This is a genomic window from Rhodopseudomonas palustris, assembly GCF_003226555.1.
Classification (GTDB): Bacteria; Pseudomonadota; Alphaproteobacteria; order Rhizobiales; family Xanthobacteraceae; genus Rhodopseudomonas; species Rhodopseudomonas palustris_I.
In genome coordinates, this window is the sequence record NZ_QKQS01000009.1 from 18,854 (window position 1) to 44,934 (window position 26,081).

General features: G+C 65.0%; 25 protein-coding genes and 1 tRNA gene. 12 read left to right on the forward strand and 14 right to left on the reverse strand.

All coding sequences use genetic code 11. The features are described 5' to 3' along the window. The first annotated feature begins 44 nt into the window (after positions 1–44). From DNX69_RS06130 to DNX69_RS06140, 3 genes are all read left to right on the forward strand, one after another. On the forward strand, positions 45–731 hold the full coding sequence (locus tag DNX69_RS06130; RefSeq protein WP_110785136.1) for a response regulator: 687 nt from the start codon (positions 45–47) through the stop codon (positions 729–731). Continuing rightward, on the forward strand, positions 728–1,831 hold the full coding sequence (locus tag DNX69_RS06135; protein WP_110785137.1) for an ATP-binding protein: 1,104 nt from the start codon (positions 728–730) through the stop codon (positions 1,829–1,831). Before DNX69_RS06130 ends, DNX69_RS06135 begins: the two co-directional genes overlap by 4 nt. A gap of 477 nt (positions 1,832–2,308) precedes the next feature. Next, positions 2,309–3,493: a glycosyltransferase gene (locus DNX69_RS06140; protein WP_234826872.1), complete on the forward strand. Its 1,185-nt coding sequence runs from the start codon at positions 2,309–2,311 to the stop codon at positions 3,491–3,493. Here DNX69_RS06140 and DNX69_RS06145 read toward each other — a convergent pair. From DNX69_RS06145 to DNX69_RS06155, 3 genes are read right to left on the reverse strand one after another with little or no spacing between them, the layout of a single operon-like run. Then, positions 3,426–4,004: a class I SAM-dependent DNA methyltransferase gene (locus DNX69_RS06145; RefSeq protein ID WP_110785138.1), complete on the reverse strand. Its 579-nt coding sequence runs from the start codon at positions 4,002–4,004 to the stop codon at positions 3,426–3,428. The genes DNX69_RS06140 and DNX69_RS06145 overlap by 68 nt on opposite strands. Then, positions 4,004–4,741, reverse strand: coding sequence for a PIG-L deacetylase family protein (locus DNX69_RS06150; protein ID WP_110785139.1), 738 nt, complete (start codon positions 4,739–4,741; stop codon positions 4,004–4,006). The genes DNX69_RS06145 and DNX69_RS06150 overlap by 1 nt, the downstream gene beginning before the upstream one ends. Then, complete coding sequence (locus DNX69_RS06155; RefSeq protein WP_110785140.1) at positions 4,741–5,898, reverse strand: acyl-CoA dehydrogenase family protein; 1,158 nt, start codon at positions 5,896–5,898, stop codon at positions 4,741–4,743. The genes DNX69_RS06150 and DNX69_RS06155 overlap by 1 nt, the downstream gene beginning before the upstream one ends. Positions 5,899–6,979: 1,081 nt before the next feature. Here DNX69_RS06155 and DNX69_RS06165 point away from each other — a divergent pair. From DNX69_RS06165 to DNX69_RS06175, 3 genes are all read left to right on the forward strand, one after another. Then, positions 6,980–7,351: a hypothetical protein gene (locus DNX69_RS06165; protein WP_110785142.1), complete on the forward strand. Its 372-nt coding sequence runs from the start codon at positions 6,980–6,982 to the stop codon at positions 7,349–7,351. 181 nt (positions 7,352–7,532) lie between these two features. Next, a complete protein-coding gene (locus DNX69_RS06170; RefSeq protein WP_110785143.1) occupies positions 7,533–8,174 on the forward strand; it encodes a DUF1007 family protein in 642 nt (213 codons plus the stop codon). Beyond that, positions 8,171–9,319: a nickel/cobalt transporter gene (locus tag DNX69_RS06175; protein WP_349626957.1), complete on the forward strand. Its 1,149-nt coding sequence runs from the start codon at positions 8,171–8,173 to the stop codon at positions 9,317–9,319. The genes DNX69_RS06170 and DNX69_RS06175 overlap by 4 nt, the downstream gene beginning before the upstream one ends. Before the next feature lie 260 nt (positions 9,320–9,579). Here the strand turns inward: DNX69_RS06175 and DNX69_RS06180 are convergent. The 4 genes from DNX69_RS06180 to mnmA all read right to left on the reverse strand — a co-directional run bounded on the left by DNX69_RS06180 (position 9,580) and on the right by mnmA (position 12,022). After that, a tRNA-Met gene (locus DNX69_RS06180) sits at positions 9,580–9,656 on the reverse strand. Between the two features lie 116 nt (positions 9,657–9,772). Further along, positions 9,773–10,126: a hypothetical protein gene (locus tag DNX69_RS06185; protein ID WP_110785145.1), complete on the reverse strand. Its 354-nt coding sequence runs from the start codon at positions 10,124–10,126 to the stop codon at positions 9,773–9,775. Between the two features lie 45 nt (positions 10,127–10,171). Beyond that, positions 10,172–10,810: a class I SAM-dependent methyltransferase gene (locus DNX69_RS06190; RefSeq protein ID WP_110785146.1), complete on the reverse strand. Its 639-nt coding sequence runs from the start codon at positions 10,808–10,810 to the stop codon at positions 10,172–10,174. Between the two features lie 18 nt (positions 10,811–10,828). Further along, positions 10,829–12,022, reverse strand: a complete 1,194-nt coding sequence (gene mnmA, locus DNX69_RS06195; RefSeq protein ID WP_110785147.1) for a tRNA 2-thiouridine(34) synthase MnmA — start codon at positions 12,020–12,022, stop codon at positions 10,829–10,831. Positions 12,023–12,334: 312 nt separating this feature from the next. On the opposite strand from mnmA, the gene DNX69_RS06200 reads away from it, so the two are divergent. After that, the gene (locus DNX69_RS06200; RefSeq protein WP_110785148.1) at positions 12,335–13,960 is read left to right on the forward strand and encodes a flagellar hook-length control protein FliK; all 1,626 of its coding nucleotides are present in this window, start codon (positions 12,335–12,337) and stop codon (positions 13,958–13,960) included. Between the two features lie 12 nt (positions 13,961–13,972). Continuing rightward, positions 13,973–14,686 (forward strand): flagellar hook capping FlgD N-terminal domain-containing protein, encoded by a 714-nt coding sequence (locus DNX69_RS06205; RefSeq protein ID WP_110785149.1) that lies wholly within the window; start codon positions 13,973–13,975, stop codon positions 14,684–14,686. 30 nt (positions 14,687–14,716) lie between these two features. Here the strand turns inward: DNX69_RS06205 and DNX69_RS06210 are convergent, their stop codons facing one another. Beyond that, on the reverse strand, positions 14,717–15,535 hold the full coding sequence (locus DNX69_RS06210; RefSeq protein ID WP_110785160.1) for a lytic murein transglycosylase: 819 nt from the start codon (positions 15,533–15,535) through the stop codon (positions 14,717–14,719). 225 nt (positions 15,536–15,760) lie between these two features. Between DNX69_RS06210 and DNX69_RS06215 the strand changes: the two genes are divergently transcribed. Then, a complete protein-coding gene (locus tag DNX69_RS06215; RefSeq protein WP_110785161.1) occupies positions 15,761–16,132 on the forward strand; it encodes a hypothetical protein in 372 nt (123 codons plus the stop codon). Positions 16,133–16,316: 184 nt separating this feature from the next. Here DNX69_RS06215 and DNX69_RS06220 read toward each other — a convergent pair whose 3' ends face one another. The 3 genes from DNX69_RS06220 to DNX69_RS06230 all read right to left on the reverse strand — a co-directional run bounded on the left by DNX69_RS06220 (position 16,317) and on the right by DNX69_RS06230 (position 18,573). Continuing rightward, positions 16,317–16,880, reverse strand: a complete 564-nt coding sequence (locus DNX69_RS06220; RefSeq protein WP_110785150.1) for a type 1 glutamine amidotransferase domain-containing protein — start codon at positions 16,878–16,880, stop codon at positions 16,317–16,319. A gap of 175 nt (positions 16,881–17,055) precedes the next feature. Then, entirely contained in the window at positions 17,056–18,009 is a 954-nt protein-coding gene (locus DNX69_RS06225) for a restriction endonuclease (RefSeq protein WP_110785151.1), read from the reverse strand. Between the two features lie 216 nt (positions 18,010–18,225). Continuing rightward, positions 18,226–18,573: a cupin gene (locus DNX69_RS06230; protein ID WP_110785162.1), complete on the reverse strand. Its 348-nt coding sequence runs from the start codon at positions 18,571–18,573 to the stop codon at positions 18,226–18,228. On the opposite strand from DNX69_RS06230, the gene DNX69_RS26040 reads away from it, so the two are divergent. From DNX69_RS26040 to DNX69_RS06240, 3 genes are all read left to right on the forward strand, one after another. Continuing rightward, entirely contained in the window at positions 18,572–18,856 is a 285-nt protein-coding gene (locus tag DNX69_RS26040; RefSeq protein ID WP_133255975.1) for a hypothetical protein, read from the forward strand. The genes DNX69_RS06230 and DNX69_RS26040 overlap by 2 nt on opposite strands. A gap of 14 nt (positions 18,857–18,870) precedes the next feature. After that, the gene (locus DNX69_RS06235) at positions 18,871–19,986 is read left to right on the forward strand and encodes a beta-ketoacyl-ACP synthase III (protein WP_110785163.1); all 1,116 of its coding nucleotides are present in this window, start codon (positions 18,871–18,873) and stop codon (positions 19,984–19,986) included. A 192-nt stretch (positions 19,987–20,178) separates the two neighbouring features. After that, on the forward strand, positions 20,179–21,030 hold the full coding sequence (locus DNX69_RS06240) for an SDR family NAD(P)-dependent oxidoreductase (protein ID WP_110785152.1): 852 nt from the start codon (positions 20,179–20,181) through the stop codon (positions 21,028–21,030). Between the two features lie 51 nt (positions 21,031–21,081). On the opposite strand, the gene DNX69_RS06245 is transcribed toward DNX69_RS06240, so the two are convergent. From DNX69_RS06245 to DNX69_RS06255, 3 genes are all read right to left on the reverse strand, one after another. Further along, on the reverse strand, positions 21,082–22,845 hold the full coding sequence (locus DNX69_RS06245) for a sensor domain-containing diguanylate cyclase (protein WP_110785153.1): 1,764 nt from the start codon (positions 22,843–22,845) through the stop codon (positions 21,082–21,084). Positions 22,846–23,154: 309 nt separating this feature from the next. Then, the gene (locus tag DNX69_RS06250; protein WP_110785154.1) at positions 23,155–23,529 is read right to left on the reverse strand and encodes a hypothetical protein; all 375 of its coding nucleotides are present in this window, start codon (positions 23,527–23,529) and stop codon (positions 23,155–23,157) included. Between the two features lie 876 nt (positions 23,530–24,405). Beyond that, positions 24,406–25,410 carry a DUF2806 domain-containing protein gene (locus DNX69_RS06255; protein WP_110785155.1) on the reverse strand — a complete coding sequence of 335 codons (1,005 nt, stop codon included), beginning with the start codon at positions 25,408–25,410 and terminating at the stop codon, positions 24,406–24,408. Positions 25,411–26,081 lie beyond the last annotated feature (671 nt).

Genomic DNA, 26,081 nt, shown 5'->3' on the forward strand with positions numbered 1-26,081 from the left:
GGGCAGGCCGTCCCGATCGCCCCGCCCCTGTCGGACGATGCACTATGAACGAACTCATCCTGATCGCTGAAGACGAGCCGGAAATCGCCAAGATTCTCGACGCCTATCTGGTGCGCGAAGGATTCCGCACCGTGAATGCGGCCGATGGGCAGACGGCGCTCGATCAGCACGCGATCCTGAAGCCGGATCTGGTGCTTCTGGATGTGAAGATGCCGAAAATCGACGGCTGGGACGTCCTCGCCGAGTTGCGCCGTCGGGGCGAGACGCCGATCATCATGATCACGGCGCTCGATCAGGATCTCGATCGTCTGCAAGGGTTACGTCTCGGCGCGGACGACTACGTGGTCAAGCCGTTCAACCCGCTCGAAGTCGTTGCCCGCACCAAGGCGGTTCTGCGACGGTCGGGTCACGCGGCCAGTCGAACGATTCTCCGCATCGGCAAGCTCGAAGTCGACCTCGAGAGCCACCTTGCGAAGGTGCACGGCGACGACGTCTCGTTGCCGCTGCAATTGACCCTGACCGAATTCCGGCTGCTGGCTCACATGGCAAAGGCGCCGACCCGGGCTTTCGCCCGCAACGAACTGATCGACGCCTGCCTTCCCGGGGGCGATGCGCTGGAGCGGACGGTCGACAGTCATGTCAGCAATCTGCGCCGCAAGCTCGACGAGGCGGGCGCAACCGGCATGATGTCGGTGGTGCGCGGCGTCGGCTACCGACTGACGGCCGCATGAGACACTATCGCCTCAGCCGGCAGATCACACTGTCGATGAGCGTCGTCGCCGCCATCGCGGTGCTGATGGTGTTCGTCGGCACGTTCATCTTCTACACCATCTATCTGATCTGGTTTCCGCCGCCGCCCGGCCCGCCGCCGCTGCTGCCGGAAGCATCCGACTTCATCTTGATCGCGATCTTCCTGCTGCTAGGCCTCGCCATTGCGATCCACGCTGCGCTGCGGCTGACGCGGCGTATCCTTGCGCCGCTCAATTCGCTGGCCGAAGGCGCACGCAAGATCGCAGCCGGCGACCTCACCGCGCGTGCTGTGGCCGGCGATCGCTCGCTCGGCGAGACCGCGCAACTGGTCGATGATTTCAATGTGATGGCTCAGCGTCTGCAGGACGCGGCGGAATCGATGGCGTCGTGGAATGCTGCGATCGCGCATGAACTACGCACACCGCTGACAATTCTACGTGGCCGCCTGCAAGGCCTCACCGACGGCGTCTTCGACCCCAGCGACGAGCTGTTCAGGAGCCTGCTGGCTCAGGTCGAAAACCTGTCGCGTCTCGTCGACGATCTGCGAGTGGTGACGCTGTCGGACAGTCAGCGTCTCGACATGCGTGTCGAGCCCACGGATCTCGCCAACGAGGTGGCGCAGGCCGTCGATGCGATGCGCCCCGCCCTCGAGGCGGCCGGCTTCTCGGTTCGGATGACGACGAAGCCGGTGATGCTGCCATGCGACGGCGCGCGGATCCGGCAGGCGCTGCTGGCGCTGCTGGAAAACGCACGCCGCTACGCGACGCCTGGGGTGATCGAGATCCGCATGACGCTGGAAAAGGCCGACATCATCCTCGCCGTGGAAGACGAGGGGCCCGGCATCAATGCAGAGTTTGTGGCGCAGGCGTTCGACGCGTTCGCACGCGCCGAACCCTCTCGGTCTCGGCAATTCGGCGGCTCGGGTCTCGGATTGTCAGTGGTGCGAGCGATCGCCGAGGCGCATGGCGGACACGCCCGATACAGACCATCGGATGCGGGTGGCTCGGTCTTCGAGATCGTTCTTCCTCTGGACGGCGCCGCAGCCGATGGGACGGCTGCGTCTCGCGCTATGAAGGGCTGACGACGGAGTGATAGCGTACCCGACGTCCCAAAGCTGCAAATCGGCAATTGCGCGCGACACATCGAGTTGATCCCATTGGGCCACAACCGATGTCCCCTTCGGCCCACTGCACACAAGACACCGATCAAGGTCGCATGATTTTTGCTGCGATGCAGCTCGCTGTAACGGTCGACGACGGCTTGCGCGGCAACGCGCGTCCCCATCCGCCCACCTGCGGATCGAGGCCGCTGCGGTACCAACGCTGGAAACCATTATTCCGATCGGCGATGATGCAGCCGTCACCCTCCGGGTATTCAGCTGCTGACGGGCCCGACCTCTGCCGACCTTCGCGGTGATACGCCGCCAGCTACACCTCGCTCTGGGACACGCTCGAGGTCCAGATGTCCGTGCGCGGTCGGGGTCACATTTTCCGGAACCAAATTTCTGGTCGCTGCTTATTTCGGAGCTAATTCGCAAGGTGCAGCGGAGACAGTTGGAGTGCGCGAGCGAGTATCGTGTCGAACGCAGATCACGGCCTCGCCCCGCGCGATCGTCGCCATCCCCGTCCACAATGAAGCCCAGCGGATCTGGCGCTGCCTCTCAGCGCTGGCAACCCAGCGAGACGAGGCCGGATCGCCGCTCGCCGCCGGATCGTTTTCGATCCTGGTCTTCGCCAACAACTGCACCGACGGGACCGTGGAGCGAGTGGGCGAGTTCGCGCGGTTGTCTCCGCATCCGATCATCCTCAACGCGGCCGAGCTTCCACCGGAGCGGCAGTCGGCTGGCGACGCGCGGAAGTGCGCGATGGATCAGGCGGCCGCCCGGCTGACAAGCCAGGGTGCCGAGGACGGCGTGATCCTCACAACGGATGCGGATAGTTGCGTCGCACCGACCTGGTTTTCCAAGACGATGACCGAGATGAGCGGCGGGGCGGACTGCGTTGCCGGATACATCGACGCCGAGCCGCTTGAGATCCTGCAATTGGGGGAGGACTTCCTCAAGCGCAGCCGGCTCGAAGATACTTATCTACGGCTGATCGCGGAGATCGATGCGCGTTGCGATCCGCGCCCGCACGATCCGTGGCCGAACCACCGGGTGTCGTCCGGCGCCAGCTTGGCAGTGACCCTGAACGCCTATCGGGCGATCGGGGGGCTGCCGGCTCGGCCGGTCGGCGAGGACGCGGCACTCACGGCTGCCCTTGACCGCGCCGGCTTCAAGGTCCGCCACTCGATGGCGGTGTCGGTTCTGACGTCGTGCCGGCTCGACGGCCGCGCCGTGGGCGGCGCCGCCGAGACAATGCGCCGCCGGCACGCCGAGCCGGACGCGCCGTGTGACGATCATCTGGAGCCGGCGCTCGATGCGACCCGGCGTGCAATCTATCGCGGACGCTTGCGCAGGCAGTTTCAGAACCAGTCGGGGTTGAGCAAGGTCGCGCCGGAGTGGCGCATGCCGAAGGCCGCGCTATGGCAGCTCAACGGCGCCGGCACGAGCTTCGAGGAAGCCTGGGAACAGGTCAAAGGTTCGACGCTGCCCCGCGGCGTGCCACTGCGACCGTCGGATCTTCCGCGGCAGATTGCGATTGCCAACATGATCCTGACTCAACTTCGCCGTCCGCTCAGCGCGGCGCCAGCCGCTCCAGTCGGTACACCTCGTCGCGAACCAGGGTTCGAATCGGCAGCGTGACCGCGAGCGCTGCGGCGAACCTGTCGCTGGCCTGCTCCCCGGTGAGCGGATAGTCTGTCTCGCCGAGCCAATGGCACGCGATGATCTCGCCGCCGGGACGCAGCGCCTTGGCGCACGATCCAGCGACCCGCTGCAAATCGGTGTCGTCGAAATAATACAGCACTTCCGACACCACGATCAGGTCGTATTGGCCGGTCGGGAATTCTCGCGGCAGGATCGCGACCGAGAATGTGACATTGGGCCGGGCCGACTGGGCGGCCGCCGAGATCGCCGTCGGCGAGGCGTCGATCGCAGTGACGGCGTCGCATCGCGCCGCCAGCAATCCGGTCAACACGCCGATCGAGCAGCCGATTTCCAGCGCGCTTGAAAAGCGCGGCCGACCCAGCGCTGCGATCGTGGCCTGATACTTCTCCCGCTCGTAGCTGCTGGTCTGGAAGCGCCACGGGTCGATATCGGCACGGTACTTGTCCTCGAAGTAATCGGCCGGAATAGTCTCGGTGCGGCGCCCCATCACGACAGCCGGATATAGTGTTCGAACCCGCCGAGAAACGGCGCGAGGGTGTCCGTGGTGAATCTGAAACCGTCCGGATCGTCATCGATCAGGTCGGTCATCTGCGAGGCGTGGGCGGCGATCGCCGCGCGCTTGCGCGTCAGCTGCGCGGCGATGTCGAGCCGCAGCCCGCTCGGCTTCGGACGATCAAGCGGCAGCGACGGATCGAGATGCCAGCCCCAGATCGGATAGGCCCACAGCGCCAATGACGGGAGCCGCCGCACCACCGCCGCGGCGATGCGCGCCGCAGCCTGGTGATCGCAATGCGGATCGCCGTCCCAGGTCACGAACAGCGCTTTGGCGCCCGACGACACGCAGATCGCCGCCACGGCTTCCACCGCCGCATCGAACGCGGGGCCGCCATCCGGCGTGCCGGCATCAGGCAGACCGAGAGCGTGCAACCGATTGCGACCGACGCCCAATGCGGCGGCGGCGGCTTCCAATTCGCCGCACCTCAGCGCGACTAGCCGCTGGCGAGGATAGAGTCGCGAGTTTGGGTGCGAGCCGCCGCCGTCGGTGACCAGCACGATTTCGACCCGCTGCCCGGCATCGCGCCCGGCCGCAATCAATCCGCCAGTGCCGAGCGATTCATCGTCGGGGTGCGGCGCCAGGACTACGAATGCGCCGCCACTGGTGAGGTCCTGCAGCGTTCCCGCAGGCAGCCGCCGCACCAGTTCGAGATAGTCCGCCGCAGTCATCAGAACTCACCGACTGCGGTTCGAGACTGCAGCCAGGCCCGCGCGGCCTCGCTCATCGCCCGGTCCGGCGCGGGCTGACGCAGATAAGTGGAGAGGTCGCGACCGATCCGCTCGAGCGGGCTCGGGCGGATGAAAGCGGCGAGCCCGACTCCACGTTGCACCGCCTCGATCACATCGAGTGCACAGCGCTCGGTGACCATTCGCGTCATGTTGGCGAACCCTACGATGGCTTCTCCGCCCGCCTCGTCATCGCCGAATCGGCGCGCCGCCTCCTCGACCCAGAACCGCGCGGTCCGCACCGCCGCGACGCAGCCGGCGACGCGCTGCAGCTGATAGGGATCGTCACCGCGCCCACGCGAATTGAGGTGATCACGATACAACTCGACCAGCCGCTCCATCGCCCCGAGATGCGCCGCGCAGAACCGCCACGCGCCGCCGGAGAAGAACGGCTGTCGGGTGAAGTCGTCGGCGCCGCCGATCGCCTCCGCCTCGCCGACCGACGTGCCGGTCAGTTCGACCGTGCCGGTCGCCGACGAACGCATCCCCTGTGCGGTCCAGCCGCCGAGATCGACCGGATGGTCGGTGGCCAGACGCAGCAGGAACATGAACTGGCGATCGCCGGATTTCGCCGCAACCAGCGGCCGCGTCACAAAACCCGCGCCGGAGGCGAGGATCTTGCGACCTTCGAGTCGCGTATGCGCGCCGTCACCGACAACCTTCAACCCGCTGGCATCGTCGGCGCCCCACACCGCCGACAGCGCGCCGCCAGCGACATCCTCCGCGAGGCGCTCGGCCTGCGATGGCGTGCCATAGCGACAGACCAGCGCGATGGCGTTCACATGACCTTCGAACAGCCGGGCGATCGACAGGTCGGCGCCGCCGAGCAACCGCAGCACCGTGCACAGCTCATTTTGTCGGTCAGGTGCACTCAGCCCAACACCGCCGAGCGGTTCGGGGAAGGCGGCCATCGCCAACCCGCAGCTGCGGAATTCGCCCCATAGCCCGTCGTCGATCACCCCGGCGGAGTCTGTGGCCGCCGCGCGCTCGAACGCTGCGGCGGCAAACTGCCGGGAGCGCTCGATTAGCAGCTGAATGTTGGTAGGAGCCAGAATGAGTCGAACTCGCGCTTGAAACGGGAACGGTACAGCTGAATGAATGCCGCGACTTGCGTTCAGTTCCTTCGGGGAGCGAATTCCAGCCCCTCGCTAAGTCAACCTCAGCCGAGCAATCAGCTAGGATTGCGCTTAGGTCTTCGTCCTAGAGAGAATTGCGCGAGCGGTATTCTCGGTCTTCTGAGACGGTACCATGCACGCATACCGCCCACTTTCACCGCCGACGGAAATACACGCGAACCTCTTCTAAGGCTGCCTCTGGCGTGTCGAAGAGCTGCCCGCCAAAGCTCTTCATCGGACTCCAATATGGACCGTCGGGAAGGATCCTGAAGCGGCCGGGGCTTTCCTCCGAAAGGTGCCCGACGACTTGCTCGGTCTCCGCCCATACGAGGTACCAAAGACCATTTCCACGATCCACTTTCAGCTCAATTCGAGCCATCAAAGCCTCCCGGACGCTATTCGCCTGTCCGAACGCGGGCTAGCGCAGAACAGAAGTCAGCAACGGCAACTTTCGTTCCTTTCCGGACGCGACAACAGTACCTCATCGCGCTAGCAGCGTGTTCAACCTCGGCTGCCGCGCCTCCGTCGACAAGCCCGGCGGCGAGAAGGCCAACTACCTGACCTAGTGAGCGATCCCGCCGAAGGGCAACTTCAAATTTCCTAGCACGGCAAGATCAGGGTCAGACGGCTGGAAGTCCTATCCGGACGGCGCCAAGTGTCATGCAACTCAGTGACATCAGATGCCGAACGGCTTCACAGCGCTTCATGATAAGTTGCGGCGGCTGCGTGCCATGTGGTGGCGCGGGATTTCATCCTCGCCGCGCCGACCGCGCATCGCGGCGCGATCACCTCGCCCGACTTCGTCGCCGTGGCCGCACCATTGGCGCCGTTCCGGTCGGGGCGGAACCGCGCTCCGACAGGCCTAGGGTCGTCCAGCCGGCCGTCGACCAGCCCATTTATCGCATGCGGTCCGCTGGTGCGCGCCGTCGCGATCGCCGCACACCCCGCAGCGTCAACCGATCGCCATATTCCAGCTATCATCTGCATCACGGCGTGCGAATCGTGGAACACGGATCGCGTACGGCGCCGTTCAGCAAAAGAGGTTGTCATTGGTGGGAATCGGGCGATGACGATCAAGTTCGCCCGGCAGCTGGTCGCCCGCTTCGCCCTGCTAGCGCTGACGCTGCAGCTCGCGCTGTCATTCGGGCACACTCACGTGCACCGCATCGTCGGCCATTCTTCTTACATGGCCAACGCCCGCATGCTGACCAGCCTGGCGTCGCAGCCTCACCGTGCCGGGCTGGACGACGATCACGAGCAGTGCAGCATCTGTTTCTCGAACTTCCTGCTGTCGGCGGCGTCGTTGCCGGATGCCGCCGGACGTCCACAATTGCGCGACTTTGTTGCGATCAACGGTCCGATGCCGCCGCTCCGCCGGGTCACGTTCGAGCAGCGCCGCTCGCCATTCGAGTCCCGGGCGCCCCCAAAGGTCGGCTAACCCCCGCGCGACCTTCATCTGGATGGATGGGTCTCGCCGGCCGCCGGCGGCGCAACTTCACGATAGATCGAACCGTCGCCACGCTCACGCAGGTTGCCCGATCGTGTCTGACAATCCACGCGGAGCAGGCCCCCGACCAAACCCGTCGGGCGGCCACCTGTTGGCAGAATGGTAAGTAACCATGACGAAACCCAACCGATTTGTCCGGCTGGCAGCGCTTCTACTCTGCCTCGTCGCCGGACGCGCCGAGGCACACCCGCATGTCTGGGTGACGTTCCACAGCGACGTGCTGTACGCGGCCAACGGCACCATGACCGGCGTGCGCCACACCTGGACGTTCGACGACATGTTCTCGGCCTACGCGCTGCAGGGAATCCATCACACCACGAAAGGCGTCTATACCCGCGCCGAACTTGCGCCGCTGGCCCAGACCAACATGGACTCGCTGAAGGAATACGACTTCTTCACCTTCGCCCGCGCCGACGGCAGAAAGCTGAAATTCGCGCCGCCGCGCGACTACTGGCTCGAATACGCCAATGCCACGCTGGTTCTGCATTTCACCCTACCGCTGGCGACGCCAACGGCCGCCAAGTCGATGCAGATCGAGGTCTACGACCCTTCGATCTTCGTCGACTTCGAGTTCGCCAAGACCAATCCCGTGTCGCTCGACGGCGCGCCGGATTGCACTGCGACCTATCAACTGCCGCATCAACCGACGGCGGCCGAGCAGCTTCGCCTGAGCCAGCTCGACATCACTCCGCTCGAACCGTCAAGCACCTATGGCGAGACCTTCGCCAACAAAATCCTGGTGAAATGCCCATGACGAAATCACGTGGCTTGCTGTTCCTGCTGTCCGCCGCGCTGGCCACTTTCAGCCTTGCCCACGCGGCATCGGCTTCACCGTTCCGCGTACCGCATCCGGCCTCCGGCCTGCCGGGATCGGAACTGACGAGCTGGATCTTCGCCGAGCAGGCCAAGTTCTATCGATCGCTGTCGGCACACATTCGCGCCAGCAAGCAGGATGGCGCGGCCAGATGGGGCCTGTTCGCGATCTCATTCCTGTACGGCATCCTGCACGCCGCCGGTCCTGGTCACGGCAAGGCGGTGATCTCGTCCTACCTGGTCGCCAATCGTGAAACTTGGCGGCGCGGCGTTGTTCTGTCGTTCGCCTCCGCCGGGCTGCAATCGGTGGTCGCCGTCATCATCGTGACCGTCGCGGCGGTAGTACTCGACACGACGGCGGCGGCGATCGGATCGACCGTCCACATCGTCGAGATCGTCAGCTATCTGCTAGTGATAGCGATCGGGCTGCGGCTGCTCTACGTCAAGGGTCGCGCCGCGCTGATCGCTTGGCGCGACCTCGGCTTGCCGCGGGCACTGGCGGTGGCCCCCGCGTCGTTTGGCGGGGCCTCGCTTAGCATGGTGGCGCCAGCGGCGTTCGACGACGCCTCGCTGAAGCCGTCGGCCCGGCAGCCGATGACTATGACGATACGCCCCGGCCAATGCCAAGTCGCGGGCTGCTCCGCCGATATCCACGGCTTCCACTGCGGCGACGAGCATGACCACCACCAGTCAGCCTGGGGCCACGCCCACGCGCCGGACCCGGCCGAGCTGGCCGGCGCTGGCGGCTGGCGGCGCGGGCTATCGGCGATGGTGGTGGTCGGCCTGCGGCCGTGCTCCGGCGCTATCATCGTGTTGGTCTTCGCGCTGGCGCAGGATCTGTTCTGGACCGGCGTCGGCGCCACCCTGCTGATGGGACTCGGTACGGCGTTGACGGTTACTTTGATCGCTTCGCTCGCCGTCACCGCCCGTGAAGTCGCAAGCCGCATCGCCGAGGCCCGTGCCGGCTTCGGCATGCTCACCCTCCGGGCGATCGAAGTGGCCGCCTCGGCGGTGATCGTCGTATTCGGCTTGCTGCTGCTGACCGGCTACATGGCGACCGAGCAGCTCTGGATGTTCGCAGGATAGCAACAGCGCACGTTCGCGTCCTGCGATGCGCACATCCCACAGAGCGATCGTGTGCGTCGTGCAGCTCCGTGCGAGCATGGCTCTACCCACCTCGGTCGATACATCGACCAAGGATCGACGCGCTGCCTTCAAGTCGCAACTTGCATCGGGTCACTTTTCAGCAATATGGGAAGAGCGGACGCCAATATCCTATATTGACGATACATCCCTCTGGCGCAGCAAAGACCGGCCGAGCCCATCTCAAGAACTTATCGGGAATGTGGTAGCGGGAGAGGGACTTGAACCCCCGACCCCAGGATTATGATTCCCGTGCTCTAACCAGCTGAGCTACCCCGCCACGGTGGTTCGTCGTCGGCCTTGCGAACGAAGCCGATGCGAACGCGCGGCATATAAGGAGGCGTGGGTTGCCGTGTCAAGCAATGCCGGGCCGTTCGGGAAAACTGGGGAATTCGGCTATTTCGGGCGCACCGTCGGGTCGCCGCCCGGAGTGCCCGGCGGAGGAATCACCCGCATGGTGCCGACGTCCGGGGCCGGTGCGCGGATTTCGGGGTCGATCCCGGTCGGCGGGCAAAGCACGCCGTCTGTCTTCGCCAGCTTCTCACCGAGCGGCTGGGTCTGCCCGGTAGTCGCGCCAGGACCGGTGGTGCCCGGCGAATTAGCCGTCCCCGGATGCGGCGCGCAGGCCGTTGCGGCCGGGGGGCTGCCGGCCGATGGCTTCGAAGGTGCCTGGTTCGGCGGTGCCTGGGCCACAGCGGGTGCGGACGCCAGAACCAAACAGCCGATCGCGATGGTCAATTTCGATGTCATGCCCGGACAACGTGTCGGGCCGCGCCGCGTTCCGGCGACGAGAGGTCACAGTTTGCGATAGCGGATCAGCGAGAAATGACCCATCGGCGGCATCGGCCGACGCTCGGCCAGTTCCACCCCGCCATGCCGCGCCGCCCAGTTCACCAGCCGTGCCCACGGGAACTCGGGCCGCCAGCCGAGCCGGCGCGCGATCGGCGAGAACGCCAGCTCGAAAAGCTTGCGCGGACCGCTCTCGGCGCCGATGTGGTTGACCAGGATCAGCTCGCCGCCCGGCTTCAGCACCCGGACGAAATCGTCCAGCGTGGCTTCCGGGTCCGGCACCGCGGTGATGACGTATTGCGCCACGACTGCGTCGAAATGGTCGGCCGGAAATGCCAGGTTCTTGGCGTCCATCACCGCCAGCACGTCGACATTGGTCAGGTTCAGCGCGCGGACCCGCTCATGCGCCTTGCGCAGCATCGGCTCGGAAATATCGACGCCGCACAGCCGCGTGGTCTTGGAATAATCCGACAGCGACAGCCCGGTGCCGACGCCGACGTCGAGCACCCGCCCGCCGATCGCATCGGCCACCGCGATGGTCGATTGCCGGCCGCTGTCGAATACCTTGCCGAAAACCAGATCGTAAATCGGCGCCCAGCGCGCATAGGCTTTTGCCACGCCCGCGCGATCGATGTCGTTCGCCATACCCCGCCCCGAAAATCCTCAGCCGCGCACGGCGGCCAGCGCCAGCGCCTCGATTTGCTCGCGCCCGCCTTCGAACCGGCGCGGCGCGGCGCTCTTGATGAAACCGCCGCCGAGCACGCGCGCCTGACCCTCGGCCGCGTCGTAGAACACGCATGCCTGGCCCGGCGACACGCCCTCCTCGCCGACCACGAGTTCGACCTCGTAGCCGCCGTTCGCGGCGCGCAGCCAAGCCGGCTGCGGCGCCCGCGTCGAGCGCACCCGGACGAACAGCTCCAGCCCGTCGCCGATCACGTCGTCGAGCGCCCCGTCGCCGATCCAATTGATATCGCGCAGCACGATCCGGTCCATCAGCAGCGCTTCGCGCGGGCCGACCACGACCTGCCGTCGCGCCGCATCGAGCCGCAGCACGTACAGTGGCGAGCGCGACGCGATGCCGAGCCCGCGGCGCTGGCCGACGGTGAAGTGGACGATGCCGGGATGCTGGCCGAGCACGCGGCCGTCGACATCGATGATGTCGCCCGGCTCCATCGCGTTCGGCTTCAGCCGCTCGACCACGTCGGTGTAGCGCCCGGTCGGAACGAAACAGATGTCCTGGCTGTCGTGCTTGTCGGCGACCGACAGGCCGAACTGCCGCGCCAACTCGCGGGTCTGCGGCTTGGTCATGTCACCGAGCGGGAAGCGCAGGAATTGAAGCTGCTCGCGGGTGGTGGCGAACAGGAAGTAGCTCTGGTCGCGGTCGCGATCGGCGGCACACACCAGCGCGCGCGCCCCGTCCGGCAACCGCCGCGACGACACGTAATGACCGGTCGCCAGCGCAGATGCGCCGAGCTCGCGCGCGGTGGCGAGCAGATCGCGGAACTTGACCGAGCGATTGCACTCGATGCACGGCACCGGCGTCTCGCCGGAGGCGTAGCTGTCGGCAAAGCTGTCGATCACCGACTCGCGAAACCGGCTTTCGTAATCGAGCACGTAGTGCGGGATCCCGATCCGCTCGGCGACCGCGCGGGCGTCGTGAATGTCCTGGCCGGCGCAACAGGCGCCCTTGCGATGAATGGCGGCACCGTGATCGTAGAGCTGCAGCGTGATGCCGACGACGTCATAGCCTTGCGCCTTCAGCAGCGCGGCGGTCGCCGAGGAATCCACCCCGCCGGACATCGCGACCACGACGCGGGTGTCCTGCGGCCGGCCTTCGAGATCCAGACTGTTGAGCATTGGTTCAGTCATGAGCTGCGACCGGCGTGTGCCACGCGGTCATCCTTCCGCATTGTCCGGAAGCGGCCGTGCCAATTCCGCGAACCTCGGTGAGGCCCGCTTTTAATATAGGCCGCGTTCCGGGGGCGCAATCGCAGCGGGGCGGTTTTGCGGGCGGGCCCGCGGCAAATTCTGCCGCCGCGGCAAGAATCGCGTGGCCGAGGCCGGCTCCGGCCGCCTCGCGCAAAAATTATAGTATTGAATCCATTGAATTTTTTGTTTGGCCCGGTCCTTGCTCAAGGATCTTTCGACTGAAGAGTTGAGAGATTGCCAGTGGTCAACGCATCGCCAGACGTCGCAGCCAGCCAGCCCGCCCCAGCGCCCCGCGCGTCGGCGCGGCCGGAGCGATCGTCGCATACGGACAACTTCGCCGCGCTCGTGGACAGTAATACCGCTGCCTACGACAAGGCCAGCACGCCTCCGAAGGCGGATCCGCGTCCCTCGGCCAGCGCGTCGGACGATCGCAGCACCAGCCGCAGTTCCCGCACCGACCGCAGCGACCCGACCGATCACAGCCGCTCGCAGGCCAGCAGTGACGATTCCCGCCGCGCCAACGACGACGCACCGTCCGATCCGGTCTCGACCAGCGCGGATGCGAAAACCGGCGACGCCGGTGGAGTGGACCAGTCGAGCACGGCCAAGAGCGGCACCACCGACAAGACCGACGACAGCCGATCGTCCAAGGACGGCAAATCCGCAGATGCCGCGACGGATGCCGACAAGAAGGGCGACGATCAAGCCGACAGCAAGGATGCCGGCGCCACGCCTGCGGCGACGGTCACGGCCGAAGCTGCCACGCTGATCGTCGCCAAGACCGACACCGCGGCTGCCTCGCCGACTGCCAATATCGATGCGGCCGGCGCGTCTCTTACCGTTGCCGATGCGGCCGGGGCGTCGACCGGCACGCCGCTAGCGATCGCGGCCGCCGCTGCGCTGAAGGCCAAGGCCGACGCCGAGACCAGCACGACGACCGCGCAAGCCGGCACTACCGGTCAGACCGCGACAGCCGAATCGGCGCAGACCGGCATTGCGGCCGACCCCAAGCTCGCGGCTCTCGCGGCCCAGGCGAGCGGCGGCAAGTCTGCGGCGAAAACCGACGCCAGCAAACCGGACGGCAAGGGCGATACCAACGCCGCCGCACCGGCCGGGCAGGTCGCAGCGGCTCAGGCTGCGACCGGAAACGCCACCACCGGGACACCGCTGCCACAGCCCGGCCAGACGACGCCCGACGGTCATCCGGCCGGCGAAGCGAAGCTCGCTCATGCGCTCGCGGCAGCCGGCAACGAGACCGCCTCGAAGACCGGCGCCACGCACCAGAAGCGGGACGCGGCGCTGCCGCAGACGCAGGCCGACCCCAGCAGCATGCTGTCGCAGACGCCGATCGCGGTGCCTCAGCATCTGCAGCAGGCTGCGACCGGCAGCGTCAACGCAGCCACGGCCTCGCAGCTCACCGCGACCAATGCCGCCAATACGCCGGTGCCGCTCGAAGGCCTCGCGGTCGAGATCGCCACCCGGGCGAAAGGCGGCGCGACCCGGTTCGACATCCGGCTCGATCCGGCCGAGCTCGGCCGCATCGACGTGCGGATCGACGTCGACCGCCATGGCCAGGTGACGTCGCATCTGACGGTGGAGAAGCCGGAGACGCTGCAGATGCTGCGGCAGGACCAGACCCAGTTGCAGCGCGCGCTCGACGACGCCGGCCTGAAGACCGGCAACGGCGGACTGCAGTTCAGCCTTCGCGACCAGTCATCGTCCGGCCAGCAGGGCCAGCATCAGGACGGCGGCCGGCAATCGCAGCGACTGGTGATCACACAGGACGAAGTTCCGCCCGCGGCGAGCGCGGGCCGCAGCTACGGCCGCATGCTCGGTGCGAGCGGCGGCGTCGATATTCGGATTTGAGGAGCAACGCGCATGTCCGTCGACTACACAACCGCGACTACGCCGTACTCGGCCCCCAATCCGAACTATTCCGCCGACAGCGCGAAATCGAAGACCAGTTCGACGCCGGGGATCGCCGACAATTTCCAGACCTTCCTGACGCTGCTCACTACGCAGCTTAAGAACCAGAATCCGATGGACCCGCTGGACACCAACCAGTTCACCCAGCAGCTGGTGCAGTTCGCCGGCATCGAACAGCAGCTCAAATCCAACGAATCGCTGAGCTCGCTGGTGCAACTGCAGACCACCGCGCAGGCGACGCAGGCGATGGGACTGATCGGCGCAAGCGCCATCGTCGACGGCAGCAAGACGCAGTTGGTTGACGGCAAGGCCACCTGGTCACTGTCGACCGACAAGCCGGTGAGCGCCCAGGTCTCGATCCAGAGCGATACCGGTCAAACCGTGTACACCGGCAAGTTCACCATCAATGCCGGCAACGATCAGGCGTTCGCATGGGACGGCCGCGGCAACGACGGCACCCAATGGCCGGACGGCAACTACAAGCTGTCGATCGTCGCCACCGACGCATCAGGCAAGACCGCCGCCGTCTCCACCCAGATCAAGGGCACGATCGATTCCGTCGACCTCACCCAGACCCCGCCGAAACTGTCGATCGGCGGCCAGAACTTCACGCTCGACCAGATCAACAAGCTGGTCAAGGCTAACGGCAGCGCCACCGCGATGTGACGAGGCGGCGCGGCCGGCCCAGCCGGTCGCTCACTGCTCGATCAGCTTGTCGGCGAAGTAAGCGATCGTCTTGCGATACACCAGCGCCCTGTTCCACTCGCGCATCGCCTCGAAATTCGCCGTGCCTTCTTCGTAGGAGCCGCCGGCTTTCCAGCCCGCGGTCTTCAGCAGGTTGGCGGTCGAGGCCAGCACGTCCGGCACGCTGTGCCGCAGATCGACGTGGCCGTTGCCGTCGTAATCGACGCCGTATTTGATGTAGGACGACGGCAGGAATTGGGTCTGGCCGATCTCGCCCGCATAGGCCCCGACCATGTCGCGCAACGTCAGGTCGCCGCGCTGCACGATCTGCAACGCCGCCAGCAGTTCGCCCTGGAACAGATCGGTGCGGCGGCAATCATGTGCCAAAGTCGCCAGCACTCGGAACACCGGCAACTTGCCCATGTCGCCCTTGCCGTAATCGGTCTCGAGCCCCCAGATCGCCACCAACACCTGCGGCGGCACGCCGAACTGGCGCTCGATCCGCGACAGCAGCGAGGCATGGCGCATCAGCATCGCGCGACCGGCCTTGATCCGGCCAGCGCCGACGCGGGTGGAGACGTATTGCTCGAAGCTCTTGTTGAAGGTGCCGCGCTGGCGGCGGTCGAACGCCAGCACCGCGGCATCCTCGGTGACGCCGCCGAGCGCCTGCGAGATCACGCCCTGGGAGATGCCGGACTGCGCCGCCTCGGCGGAGAAGCTGGCGATGAAGCTGTTGAAGTCGCCGCCGCAGCGGGCGGCCTGAGCCGGCGCGGTGGCGAGCAGCGCGCCGCCGAGGGCGCAGGTGACGAGAGCAAGGCGCAGCTTCAACATCTGAATCATGTCTCCAAGCAGAGGAAAAGACGAAGCGGAAAGGACGGCGAACCGTAGCGAATGCGTATTGATGCGTATTGCTATGACAACCGCGCGAATCTACCATTTCGCACTTGCGGTTGCGAGGCGGGACGAACAGCGCCATATCTGACCCAACAAGTGGGCTCCAATCCAGGGCCGCTGGCGCCAAGCTGGCGGACCACCGTGAGCGAAGGGAACAACGTCATGCTGCGTCGGAGCGCTTTGCTGGGCCACCCGCTGTTTCGCCTGCTGGCGATCAATCTGGCGATCGGCGTGATGATCGCAGCGCTGCTGCTCGGCGGACTGCTGTATCTCAACCCCGGCCATCTGCGCGATCTGATCTTCGCCGACCACTCGCCGTTCACCGCACTCGGTCTGCTGCTGTTCGGCTTCGTGATCACCTTCGGCTCGGCCGCGATGGGCTCGGCGATCATGGCGATGGGCACCGATCTGCGCGGGGGCGGCAAGGGCGGCCGCAAGCTGGAGCTGCCGATCGAATTGATCCCCGGCGCCAAAGCGATCCCGGTCCGCGCCGAGCAAGGCGCTCGCGCGATGCGGCGGAACCAGCTGCGCTGAATTCGCCGCGCGGCGCATTCCGGCACAGCGCCCCTCTTCCGATCCGCACGGCCTGCGCCATCGCGGCTCCTCTCGCATCAAAACCGCGCCGGTGGTTCGCCGGCGCGGTTGTCGTTTGTCGAACTGTCGCGGATCACCGTGGCGAAACGGCGGCTGAAAGCCGCCGCGTCACCACGTTCCCGGCTTAGGCTGCGCGGCGCTGGTGCTTGCCCTCGCGGATCTCCTCGATGATCTTGGCGGAGAACGCCTCGAGGTCGCCCGGATTGCGCGAGGTGATCAGGCCGTTGTCGGTGACGACCTGGGAATCCTCCCACTTGGCGCCGGCGTTGATCACGTCCTGCTTGATCGAGTGATACGACGTCATCCGCTTGCCCTTGGCGATGCCGATTTCGATCAGCAGCCACGGCGCGTGGCACACCGCCGCCACCGGCTTGCCGGCATCGTAGAACGCCTTGATCAGCTTCAGCGCATTTTGATCGACACGCAGCAGGTCGGGATTGATCTGCCCGCCCGGCAGCACGATGGCGTCGTAGTCGTCGGCCTTCACCGAGCCGAGCTGCTTGTCGACCTTCACCGGCCGGCCCCAGTCCTTCATGTCCCAGCCTTTGATTTCGCCCTGTTCCGGCGACACGATGTCGACCTGTGCGCCGGCCGCTTTCAGCTTGTCGCGCGGGGTTTCCAGTTCCGACTGTTCGAAGCCGTTGGTAGCCAGAATAGCGACGCGCTTGCCATCGAGTTGGCCTGCCATATGTGCTCTCCATGTCGTTGATCAGCGCCCCGTCGAGTAATCGCAGGCGCGGGTGTTCGTTCCCCGGGGAACACAGCAGATCAGCCGCCGTCAGGGAGCTGTGAAGAGCAACGACCGGAATTGAGAGGGGCAGACAGAACCCAGCAACCGGTATCCCTGCGGGTTACGGCTTCTCCTACAAATCGAAGCGAGGAGCCTCGAAGTGCCAAGATACCAACTCGCCGGAATCAACCAGCGTTATCCGGCCCGATAACGTCGCGGATTGCCGCGCCTCTTCTGAGAATGACGACGTCGTCACGATATAGCCGTGGTAGGCATTCTGCTCTTCGATGACCCCCTTGAACTGCTGCACGACGGGCCGCCCGACCCGATTGTCGGGCGCGTTCCGTTTGCACTGTGTGACGATGAGGCCTTTCGGGTGGACTGCAAATCCATCGACGCCGAGGTCGTTGGACCTCTGGGTGACCCATGACTTGCATCCCGCGCTCTCGAAGAAGCTCATGACGTGGCGTTCGAACTGGAAGGGATCCATCTTCAGCAGTGCGTCGTGGACACCGGCTCCTTCCTGGGGTGTCGCGAACCGGACCGGGTCCACCGGACGTTCGCGCATTGCGGCCTTCATTTTCCAGCTGGTCTCGCGCAGACGTTCATCCTTGATGATGATGTCGATGACCTCTGCGATTGCCGGCCGCGCTGCGGGATCCCTGATGATCGCCTCGATAATCGACGTGATCCCTGCGGCGCCGAGGAAGACCAGAAGCAGGATCGGCACGCCGATCGCGCCGCCGAACGCAGCCAGTCCGGCAGCTTGACCTCCGACGAGAGGAACGGCGGCCAGGGTCGCCGGGATGGCAACTTTCACGGCGATAGGAAGATTCGAGTGCCTGTAATTCTGGACCGCCTCAGTCACGCGCGCCGCGACGAACTTCACGACGGAACGAGAGTCGACGAGACTAGAGAGACGCCTGATCTTGTCCGAAACACTCAGTTCGCTCGCGACGATATCTCGCGATTGCCCGAGCCACCGGATCGCCTGCAGGCGATCGTCGGCACTCCCCAGTCGCTTGACGGAATTTGCGAAGACATCGACAGCCCACTGCCTTACGGCATCTTTGACGAAAGTGAACATCGAACCACATTGAAATGAATTGAAATTTCGCGCAGATACTAATTAGTTCAAAAACGAAACGACGCCTGAGATCATAACCGGGGCCCCAAAATTCCGCCAGCAGTCTCCATATGGATCGCGACAGACGCTGACGCTGCTTGCCAAAATACCAAAGCAGATTGGGCGGATTCGGCCGGCCTGAATCCCGGATCCGGGTCGCCGCATCCGGGCCACGGACTACGTTGCCTTCACCGCCGCCAGCCAGAACACCGTCAGCCACACCGTCGCCTGATCGGCAGCGGTGGCCTCGACGCGGTGGCGGCAGTGGGCGGGGATGTCGATCCAGGCGCCGGGGATGAGGTCGACGGTGCGGTCGCCGTCTTCGAACCGCAGCACGGCGGAGCCCGCCAGCAGCACGACGAACTCGTCCTCGTTCTGATCGTACCAGAACCCGTCCGGGCTCGACTGGCCGAACGAGACGATGCGCTCGACGCGGATGCCGCCGCGGGCCAGCAGGGTGTCGAGCACTTCGTCGGGGCCCGGAGCCGGCAGGTCGCGCAGCAGGTGTCCGTCGGTGAGATCCATGGCTTTCATCCTCGGCGCGGAATTTGCCGCCGATCGGCGCCGGCCGCCACCTCTTTTGCGATCGCGCTTGTGTTTCGGCGCGCAGCGTTTCATACCGCTTTTGCCCGCGCCGGCCGAGATGCCCGCGCGCCCCGCCCGCCGGCCTTCCCGCGCCCGACCAACGGACGATGCGGCCGAGTTCCGCGTTTTGTCCGGCGTCAAAGCAGACGCGGCCGAAACGGCGTCGGATACCGGCAGGGCGCGGCGGATCGCTTGGCCGGCGGTCCTCTCACTCAGCCACTGAGCCTGGAGCTTTCCGTGCGCCCTGCCGTCATTGCCGCGACCGGCCTCTACACCCCGCCCGACAGCGTTTCGAACGCCGAGTTGGTGGAGGCGTTCAACACCTATGTGGCGAACTTCAACGCGGCCAACGCAGCGCGGATCGAAGCCGGCGAGATCGAGCCGCTGCAGCCGTCGTCGTCCGAATTCATCGAGAAGGCTTCGGGCATCAAGTCGCGCTACGTGGTGGCCAAGCCCGGCATCGTCGATCCGGAGATCATGCGCCCGATCATTCCGGAGCGCTCCAACGACGAACTCTCGATCCTCGCCGAGATGGCGGTGACCGCCGCCGAGCAGGCGATCGAACGCTGGGGCAAGCCGCGCGAGCGGATCGGCGCGGTGCTGTGCGCCTGCTCGAACATGCAGCGCGCCTATCCGGCGATGGCGATCGAGGTGCAGAACGCGCTCGGCCTCGGCGGCTTCGCGTTCGACATGAACGTCGCCTGCTCGTCGGCGACCTTCGGGCTGAAGACCGCGGCGGATTTCGTCGGCGGCGGCTCGGTCGATGCGGTGCTGATGGTCAATCCGGAGATCTGCTCCGGCCATCTCAACTTCCGCGACCGCGACAGCCACTTCATCTTCGGCGACGTCGCCACCGCGGCGATCGTCGAGCGTGCCGACGATGCAAACGGCGGCTGGTCGATCCTCGGTACCAGGCTGAAGACGCAGTTCTCCAACAACATCCGCAACAACGCCGGCTTCCTCAACCGCGCCTGGCCCGAGGGCCGCGACAACGTTGACAAGCTGTTCGTGCAGCAGGGCCGCAAGGTGTTCAAGGAAGTGGTGCCGCTGGTCTCGGAGATGATTATCGAGCACGCCCGCGAGATCGGCATCGATCCGCACGGCTTGAAGCGGATGTGGCTGCACCAGGCCAACATCAACATGAACGAGATCATCGGCCGCAAGGTGCTGGGCCGCGATCCGACACCGGAAGAGAACGTCATCATTCTCGACGACTACGCCAACACCTCCTCGGCCGGCTCGATCATCGCGTTCCACAAGCATCAGGACGACATGGTGCAAGGCGACCTCGGCCTGATCTGCTCGTTCGGCGCCGGCTACTCGGCCGGCACGGTGTTCGTGCAGAAGCGGTAACGGCCCGCGGCGCCGTCTTCCCGTCATTGCGAGGCGCGAAGCGACGAAGCAATCCAAAGCCAGGTGCATGGCGTCGCTGGACGGCTTCGCTGCGCTCGCAATGACGATCAAAGTCCGCCTGTCTCCTCGGCTTGCGTCCCCGGCCCCTGCGCCTATCTCACGGGCATCGCCATCCGCGTCGAGGAGACCGCCATGCCGCATCCCGCTATCGCCAAGGATCAGGTCGCCGTCGTCACCGGCGGTGCATCGGGCATCGGCTTTGCGGCCGCCAAGCGGTTTCTGCAGGCCGGCATGAAGGTGGCGATCGCGGATCTGAACGCCGATCATCTGGCCCGCGCCGCCGAGCTGCTGGCGCATGTCGCAGGCGGCGGCGCCGATGACGTGCTGTCCAAGGAAACCGACGTGTCCGACCCCGACCAGCTCGAGGCGCTGCGCGCCGCCGTCACCGCGCGGTTCGGCGGCGTCGACGTGGTGATGAACAATGCCGGCATCGAGCCGCCGAGCACCGCGCTCGGCCCGCGCGACGCCTATGAGCGCATCCTGGCCGTGAATCTGTGGGGCGTGATCCACGGCTCGCAGATCTTCGCGCCGGACATGATCGCGCGCGGCCGGCCGGGGCTGATCATCAACACCGGCTCCAAGCAGGGCATCACCACGCCGCCGGGCAATCCGGCCTACAATGTCTCGAAGGCCGGCGTGAAAGCCTATACCGAAGCGCTGGCGCACGAGCTGCGCACCACCGAGGGCTGCGCGGTGACGGCGCATCTGCTCATCCCCGGTTTCGTGTTCACCGCGCTGACTGCGCGCGGCCGGAGCGAGAAGCCGGCCGGCGCCTGGACCGCCGAGCAGACCGTCGACTTCATGCTGGCGCGGCTCGAGGACGGCGACTTCTACATCCTGTGCCCGGACAACGACGTGCCCCGCAGCCTCGACGAACGCCGCATCGCCTGGGCCGCCGGCGACATCATCGACAACCGCCCCGCGCTGTCGCGCTGGCATCCGGATTGGGCAGAGCGGTTCAAAGCGTTTGTCGAGGGCAAGTAACAAGCTCTGACGCCACTGTGAGCGCAGCGTCGTCCTGAAGCGCGCGGCAGTTCAAGCCTGCGCCGACGCCACCGCACCGAAGCCCGCCCCGGCGCCGGCGTCGAACAGCACGAACCGGTTGCGGCCGGCGCGCTTGGCGGCGTAGAGCGCCGCATCGGCGTCCGCAAAGGCGGCGTCGATCGAGCTGCCCGAGACCACCCGGCAGGCGCCGACCGACACCGTCAGCGCGATGTCCTGCCCATCGTCCGAGCGGATCGGCGCGGCGTTCATCGCCGCGACCATGCGGGCGCACAGCGCCTGCAGGCCGTCCTGATCGCAATCCTCGACCAGCACGACGAACTCGTCGCCGCCCCAGCGGGCGCAGGTATCGCCCTCGGCCAGCAGCGGCGCCAGCCGCCGCGCGGTTTCGCACAGCAGCCGATCGCCGGCCAGATGGCCGAACACATCGTTGACGTCCTTGAAGTCGTCGAGATCGATCAGCAGCAGCCCGCCCGACCGCGGCGCCAGCGGCGACTGCGCCAGCCACTGCTCGAACACCTGGGTGAACCCGCGCCGGTTAGGAATCTCGGTCAAGAGATCGAGATTGGCGAGACGCCGCAGCTTCTCGGTCCGCTCGTCGACCAGATCCTCGAGCACGCGGGTGTGGTCGCGCACGGCGTGCGCCATGCCGGACAAGGTGCGCGACAGCCGGCCGATCTCGTCCCTGCCCTGGTCGACGACGATATTGTCGAAGTCGCCGTCTTCGACCCGCCGCGCGGCAGCCTCGACGGTGGCGAGCCGATCGAGCACGACCCGGCGGAACAGGATGGTGACGAGCGCGACCGCCGCCGTCATCATCACGATCAGCAACAGCGCGATCGGGGTGAACAAGCGGCGATCGATGATGGCGTCGATGTCCATCAGCGTCACGTTGAACCAGCCGAGCTGGTCGAGATAGCCAACGCCGACCAGGACCTCGCGCCCCCCGATGTTCATGAAGCGCGATTCCACCGCCGCGGGACCGGCGGAGACGCGCTGCATCATCGCGGCGAGTTCAGCGGCGTCGGCGGGACTGTCGACCTGCTGGAAGATCGTCTTCTTGGTCTTGGTGTCCTTGGTGAGGCTGTGGAAATCGACCATCCCCGGATCGCGATGCGCCTGGATGGCGCCGGAACGATCGACGAACATGCTGGTGACGCCGGTCTGCGGCAGCGCCACCACCTCGCGGATGAACTCGCTGAGGTCGACGCCGGTGCCGATCACGCCGAGAATCCGGCCCTGATCGGCGATGACGCAGTTGATCCAGACTTTGGTGACGGCGAGGTTGTCGTCGCGGTCGACATTGAGCTGGCAGCCCTGACCGGCCGCGATCGTCTTGAAATACCAGCCGTCGCGCGGATTATCGCGCCTCACCTGATAGCGCAGCTGGCTGCCGTCGTGGCTGTTCTGGGCATCGTTGAAGTAGTAATTGCCGGACTGGTCGACGACGAAGAAATAGCTCTTGTCGTGAAACGACAGCCGGTAGTGCTCGAGCTCGGCCAGCCCGCGCTTGGCCTTGTCGGGATCGGCCTCGTCGCGGGCCCAGTCGCGCACCGCCGGCGAGCGGGCGACCGTCTCGGCCAGCGAGACTTCCCGGATCAGCGCCTCGAGGCCGCGGTAGCGGTCGAACAGCACCTGCTTCTCGGCGAACAACGTCCCGAGCGCCACCACGGTCTTCCGGGTCAGGAATTCGAACGCCACATAGGCCGGCACGGCAACCAGCCCGAACACGCAGACCGTGACGACCAGAAACCGCGTCTTGAGGCTGGTGGCAATCTGATTCCAGAGAAAGCGCATCGGGCTTGGTGTCATCTCCGCCGAAACAAGCCGCCGTTCCGAGCGACCGCCGAGTTCGGCTGCGCCGACTAAACCACATACAATTCAGATCTGAAGGCTTCACTAATGGTTCACGCTGTGCTGCCGATCGCCGCGATGGTCGATCGCTGCCGGGGCCGCCGAACATGCCCGGGCATGCGCCCGCGCCGCTGGTGTCTGAACGGCGCCGACGCGGCGATTGACTCTGCCTCAGCGCGGTCGAACGCGATCCGGGCGGCGGTGCCCGGACCGGCGTCACAGCCGATGCGGCCGCCGATCTGCCGCGCCCCTCTAGGCCCCGTGCGGCTTCTCCTTGATGCGCTTGATCTCGCGCATCTGCGCGGAAAAATCCTCCAGCGCCGCGACCGCCGCCTCGCTCAGGCCCTCGCGCGGAAACTCCTTCACCAGCACCTCCAGCGCCTCGCCGATCCGGCCGAGCTGGCGGCCGTAGGAGCCGACCTCGTCGAGGATCTGCGCCTCGACCTGCGGCGCCGACGAGCGGCCGAGATTGATGCTGAACAGGCTGAACTGATTGCCCATGATGGTGGTGAACCAGCGCCACGGGTTGATCACCTGCGCCACGCCGCCGGACAGCGGCCCGTCGCCGCCGGTCGCAATCGGGAATTCGGGCGTGGTCACGGACACGGGCGCGAGCATCTGGGCCATGGCGGGTCTCCTTGGAAAAGAAATTGGTCAGGGCAACGCAACGCCGCGATGATAGCGCGAATGCGCCGGCCGCGGCGTGCCAATTCGGTCATGCGCGGGCATGCGGCGGCGCCCATGTTGTTTGGGCGGCGCGGGGCGCGGAGCAAAGGGTGAGGAGTTGCGCGACCGGCGCGCCCGCCCCGTCGCGCCGCGCCCGAAACGAGGGCGCGCGGAACGCCGGACGCGACGATGCGTCCGCAGCCTCATGCGCAAAGCAAAAAGTGCACGAGTCAGTCACCACGAAAGCACCGAAGCGTCCGGCGTTCCGCACGCGGTGAGGCTCCCGGCTTGCTTCGTGCTCTCCCCGGTGGCGTTGCCCGCTTGGGTTCGTCACCGACGGGACTAAGCAGTGCGGACGCGAACGTCCGGACCTTGTCTCCTGCGGCCGGTCGGCGTGCAGGCGCTCCGTCCCTTGGCGCCAGCGACGGGCGTCAGGGCCACACGACTTGGGCCGGCGCGCAAAGGCGATGCAGATGGGGCGCTCGCCGTCCCGGCCCGCACTGCAAAGCGTCGTCGTCCTACGCGCAAGGTCGTCGGCTCGATAGGCCCCGAGGCTAGGCCCTGCGGACCTCCTGCCTCGCGCCCCCCTTTCGCCGACGCTGCCGCGTCCACCGCCCCCCGCCCCCCGCCCCCCGCCCCGCGACCAGTGACGATCGCGAGCCGGCCCTCGGTATCGGAGTGGGATATATAGGAATATATACTTGCGGTGGGAAGATATTGTCAAGAGAAGGGTGGATTTGCCAAACGCGTAATCCTTCACAAGGTGAGAGGCCGGGTCAGGCTTGCCAACCTACGGTCTTCGGCCATCTTAAGCGCTAGCGACTGTCAAACACTTCGCTACTGCGCTTCCATTTTTGCTTCATAGAAGGGGATGAATGTGATCTCAGAGGCCAATCTTTCGGACACAAATCCAGCAACTACCTTTACAGTCTTTTGGTTCACGATCTCATCCGCGAACCCAGCGCCTCGAATCTTTTCAAAGATGATCTGCGATACTTCTTCCAGGTACTTTCGATCAGTAGGGGGAGGGTTGGCCACTTTCATCAACTCAATACCGATCTTTGTTAGAAATTGGCATTCAACTTTGATGTTTATGACTCGATCAGACTGGTTTACAATCACGATACCAATTGACTGGCCAACCATAGGGAAATTGACGTTCTCCGGAATGCTGAGAACCCACGCTAACCCACCCACGGCATTGTGAGTTGTAACGAGCCCCAGCTCTTCCATTTCAAGGCGAGTATTCAAATTCGGACCTATCTCGCCTATCGATTTCCGCGGAATAACCTGCCCGCCAATTGCGTAGGACAAGAATTGCGAAATTGCCTGCGCATCGTCCCTTGAGAGAGTCGCTAGAAATTGAAGAGTGCGTAGTGAAAATGAGCCTGGACTACGAATTTCCCCTGATAGAATTTTTCCGAATAGAGATTTAAGCTCATCTGATGATTTGTCTTCGGCGATCCTGGCGAATACGTTCAGCCAGTCATCCTCGATTTCCCTGGTAGCGTCGCCTTTACCGTCGTTGGAATGCTTTGAGCCAATATCTTCGAGAGCGAGCTTCACTATTTCAGCCCTGTTTTCGATCTTCCGCTTCTCCTCCGCATTTCTATAAAGCCCCTCGACATCGATCTTCCCTTTAGCGACGACTTTCGATGTGCTTACATTCACCCTCTCCTCAAAATTTCGCCCTACGGCAACGACTAATGTCGAGGCAGCTTTATCGAAATTCTTGAGTGTCTGCGGCATTGAGACCGATGGCAACTTGATACCAAGCCACTCAGATATGATCTCACCAATTGAACGAATGGGTTTTTGCTCTACAGGAAGCTCTTCGCTCATAGGAAACTCGCCTTGTGGTCAACGATCAACGATCCATCAATCGCGCGTCCAAGCAAGAAGGGTAATTTTGATACCCCCTCGCAATCCGTCGCACCTAATCTTGGTCGATAAGGTAGTCATGGGCGGGACCGTAGAGCGGATTTGCCGAAGGCGTCATCCGCCAAAATTGGAAGAGGGGGGACTACGGTTGGCCGCGGCTCACCCCACGGCCACCAACCAAAGTACGAATGACGGCGACCAAGAATCCGATATTCAAGAGTGATACTCTAAGTATTTAGCTGCAACAAATTCAAGGAGCGACAGATGCCTTGGGTTACGTGCCATGCGTGTGATGGCGAGAGGATTTGTCAAACGTGTGAGGGTAGCGGAAGCGGCAAATCCATAAACCCTCATCCAGACCCTGACGACGTTGACTCAGATACGGGCGACGTTACCTGCTACGAGTGCGAAGGCACAGGAAAATGCTCGCAATGCGACGGAGCCGGACGCCTCTGGGAAGACGATGATTGACCAAGAGCGAATCAAAGCTAACTGATGTTTGCCTTAGCAAGTAGCCGGATGGAGGGACACGTAGCCCGTAGGGCGGGTTAATACTACTGCGTCATAAGTTTCCGCCGCCGGCTTGATGCTGCCGCGAGGCCACAACAGGGGCATCGCGGCAGGGTTTTGGC

Bases quoted from the DNA above. Each gene is read 5' to 3' on its own strand.
- DNX69_RS06130 (WP_110785136.1), top strand. From the start codon at position 45: ATGAACGAACTCATCCTGATCGCTGAAGACGAGCCGGAAATCGCCAAG.
- DNX69_RS06145 (WP_110785138.1), bottom strand. From the start codon at position 4,004: ATGGGGCGCCGCACCGAGACTATTCCGGCCGATTACTTCGAGGACAAG.
- DNX69_RS06210 (WP_110785160.1), bottom strand. From the start codon at position 15,535: ATGTTGAAGCTGCGCCTTGCTCTCGTCACCTGCGCCCTCGGCGGCGCG.
- DNX69_RS26040 (WP_133255975.1), top strand. From the start codon at position 18,572: ATGGCTTTCATCCTCGGCGCGGAATTTGCCGCCGATCGGCGCCGGCCG.
- DNX69_RS06190 (WP_110785146.1), bottom strand. From the start codon at position 10,810: ATGGCGAACGACATCGATCGCGCGGGCGTGGCAAAAGCCTATGCGCGC.
- DNX69_RS06175 (WP_349626957.1), top strand. From the start codon at position 8,171: ATGACGAAATCACGTGGCTTGCTGTTCCTGCTGTCCGCCGCGCTGGCC.
- DNX69_RS06185 (WP_110785145.1), bottom strand. From the start codon at position 10,126: ATGACATCGAAATTGACCATCGCGATCGGCTGTTTGGTTCTGGCGTCC.
- DNX69_RS06170 (WP_110785143.1), top strand. From the start codon at position 7,533: ATGACGAAACCCAACCGATTTGTCCGGCTGGCAGCGCTTCTACTCTGC.
- DNX69_RS06245 (WP_110785153.1), bottom strand. From the start codon at position 22,845: ATGCGCTTTCTCTGGAATCAGATTGCCACCAGCCTCAAGACGCGGTTT.
- DNX69_RS06240 (WP_110785152.1), top strand. From the start codon at position 20,179: ATGCCGCATCCCGCTATCGCCAAGGATCAGGTCGCCGTCGTCACCGGC.
- DNX69_RS06255 (WP_110785155.1), bottom strand. From the start codon at position 25,410: ATGAGCGAAGAGCTTCCTGTAGAGCAAAAACCCATTCGTTCAATTGGT.
- DNX69_RS06230 (WP_110785162.1), bottom strand. From the start codon at position 18,573: ATGGATCTCACCGACGGACACCTGCTGCGCGACCTGCCGGCTCCGGGC.
- DNX69_RS06215 (WP_110785161.1), top strand. From the start codon at position 15,761: ATGCTGCGTCGGAGCGCTTTGCTGGGCCACCCGCTGTTTCGCCTGCTG.
- DNX69_RS06250 (WP_110785154.1), bottom strand. From the start codon at position 23,529: ATGGCCCAGATGCTCGCGCCCGTGTCCGTGACCACGCCCGAATTCCCG.
- DNX69_RS06150 (WP_110785139.1), bottom strand. From the start codon at position 4,741: ATGACTGCGGCGGACTATCTCGAACTGGTGCGGCGGCTGCCTGCGGGA.
- mnmA (WP_110785147.1), bottom strand. From the start codon at position 12,022: ATGCTCAACAGTCTGGATCTCGAAGGCCGGCCGCAGGACACCCGCGTC.
- DNX69_RS06225 (WP_110785151.1), bottom strand. From the start codon at position 18,009: ATGTTCACTTTCGTCAAAGATGCCGTAAGGCAGTGGGCTGTCGATGTC.
- DNX69_RS06135 (WP_110785137.1), top strand. From the start codon at position 728: ATGAGACACTATCGCCTCAGCCGGCAGATCACACTGTCGATGAGCGTC.
- DNX69_RS06220 (WP_110785150.1), bottom strand. From the start codon at position 16,880: ATGGCAGGCCAACTCGATGGCAAGCGCGTCGCTATTCTGGCTACCAAC.
- DNX69_RS06205 (WP_110785149.1), top strand. From the start codon at position 13,973: ATGTCCGTCGACTACACAACCGCGACTACGCCGTACTCGGCCCCCAAT.
- DNX69_RS06165 (WP_110785142.1), top strand. From the start codon at position 6,980: ATGACGATCAAGTTCGCCCGGCAGCTGGTCGCCCGCTTCGCCCTGCTA.